At 69.3% G+C, this 2037-nt stretch carries 3 protein-coding genes; all 3 read left to right on the top strand.

Features of this window, described 5'->3' with window-relative positions:
• Positions 1–13: 13 nt before the first annotated feature.
• Entirely contained in the window at positions 14–535 is a 522-nt protein-coding gene (locus VIR09_RS29290; RefSeq protein WP_332016062.1) for a DsbE family thiol:disulfide interchange protein, read from the top strand.
• Positions 532–1056, top strand: coding sequence for a cytochrome c-type biogenesis protein (locus VIR09_RS29285; RefSeq protein WP_332016061.1), 525 nt, complete (start codon positions 532–534; stop codon positions 1054–1056). Before VIR09_RS29290 ends, VIR09_RS29285 begins: the two co-directional genes overlap by 4 nt.
• A partial coding sequence (gene ccmI / locus VIR09_RS29280; protein ID WP_332016060.1) for a c-type cytochrome biogenesis protein CcmI occupies positions 1053–2037 on the top strand: 985 nt, incomplete at its 3' end. The genes VIR09_RS29285 and ccmI, both read left to right, overlap by 4 nt.

The raw sequence follows: 2037 nt of genomic DNA, 5'->3' as shown, positions 1-2037 counted from the left end.
GGGAGGGCGCGTGATGCTGCGCTACCTGGTGCCGCTGGCCGCGTTTCTGGCAATGGCCGTATTCCTGGCAATGGGGCTGTCGCGCGACCCGCGGGCCGTGCCCTCGGCCATGATAGACAAGCCTGCCCCCGCCATCGGCCTGCCTGTGCTGCTGACGCCCGGCCAGAAGCTGGAGGTGCAGTCGCTGCGCGGCCAGGTATGGCTGCTGAACGTATGGGCGTCCTGGTGCGGGCCCTGCAAGGACGAACTGCCCGTGCTGCGCGAGGTCGCCAGCCGCCACGGCATTCCGCTGTATGGCTTGAACTACAAGGACAAGCCGGAAGACGCCGAAGCCTGGCTGGCGCGCAATGGCAATCCCTACATCGCGTCCGCCAGCGACGTCGACGGCCGCGTCGGCATCGAGTACGGCGTCTACGGCGTGCCCGAGACCTTCGTGATCGACCGCGACGGCCGCATCCGCTACAAGCAGCTGGGCCTGATCACGCCCGAGATCTGGCGCGACCGCATCCAGCCCACGATAGAGGCGCTGCGATGATCCGGCTGTCTGCCCTGCTTTGCCGCCTGTTGCACGACCCGCGCCGGGCCAGGCTCGGCATCCTGTTCCGCGCTGGGCTCTGCGCTCTTGTGCTGGCCCTGCCCGCCGCCGCGCGCGCCCAAGTCCACGCTGCCGGCGCACAGCCCTTGCCACCTGTCCTGGAACAACGCGCCGACAAGCTGGCTCACGGACTGCGCTGCCTGGTGTGCCAGAACCAGACCCTGGCCGAGTCGAACGCGCCATTGGCCCAGGACATGCGCAAACTGATCCGCGACCAATTGGCCGCTGGCCGCAGCGACGCGCAGATCATGCGCTTTTTCGAAGACCGTTATGGCGACTTCGTACGCTATGACCCGCCGTTCAAACCCATCACCTGGCTGCTGTGGCTGGGGCCGTTCGCCCTGCTGGCGCTGGGCTTCTTCGTGCTGTTGCGCACCTTGAAGCGCCGCGCCGGCGTGCGCCCTCCCCTGACCGCCGACGAACGCGAGCGTGCCGCCCGCTACCTGGATACCGGATCATGACGTCGCTCTGGCTCATCGTGGTGCTCCTGTTGCTGGCGACGCTGCTCTGCCTGATCCCGCCCTTGCTGCGCCGCGTCCCAGCCGCGGAATCCGCCTCCGAAGCCAACGTGCGCGATTTCTATCGCGCGCAGCGCGAACAGCTGCAACGCGACCTCAACAACGGCAGCCTCACCGCCTCCGCCTGGACGCGGGCGGAGGATGAACTGCAGCGCGACCTGCTGCAAGACCTGGAATTGCGGCAGGCCCGCAGCATATCCTGGGCCGGGCAGCGCGCAGGAATCGTGGCCGCCTGCCTGCTGACCGTGCTGATCCCGGTGGCCGCCGTGTTGCTGTACGGCCATCTGGGCAATCCGCGCGCGGCGGCCAGCGCCGGGCCGGGCCAGCAGGCCGAACCGCACGCCGCGGAAACCGCCAACGACATGACACTGGCCATCAATGCGCTGGCCCAGCGGCTGCGGGCGTCGCCTGATGATACCGATGGCTGGTATGTGCTGGCACGCTCGTATGAAACCCTGGGGCGCTACACCGACGCGGTAGCCGCCTATCAACAGGTGCTACGCCTGGTGCCGGGGCAGCCCGCGGTCCTGGCCGATCTGGCCGACGCGCTGCTTTCAGCCAACCAGGGCAATCCCGACGAGGCCTCCATCGCGGCGGTGGCGCAAGCGCTGGCCGCGCAGCCGGACCAACCCAAGGCCCTGGCCTTGGCCGGCATGATGGCGCTGCGCCGCGGCGACGCGGCCGAGGCGCTGGCGCACTGGGAACGCCTGCAAGCTCAGTTGCCGCCGGACTCGGAAGCGGCGCGGCAGATCCAATCGAATATCGCGCAGGCGCGCGCCATGGCGGCCGCGCCTGCTGGAACATCCGCTGCGAGGTCTGCTGTTGCTTCTTCCGGGACATCTGCGGCGGCATCCGCAGACTCGGCGCCAACTTCGGCCTCCCTGGCCCCCGCCGCCGGCTCGGCGCCCGCTGATGCGGCCACCG

The organism is Achromobacter sp. (genome assembly GCF_036567245.1).
GTDB lineage: Bacteria > Pseudomonadota > Gammaproteobacteria > Burkholderiales > Burkholderiaceae_B > Achromobacter.
Note: the sequence above shows the minus strand (reverse complement) of the source record. Positions and strands in the feature narration are given on the sequence as shown.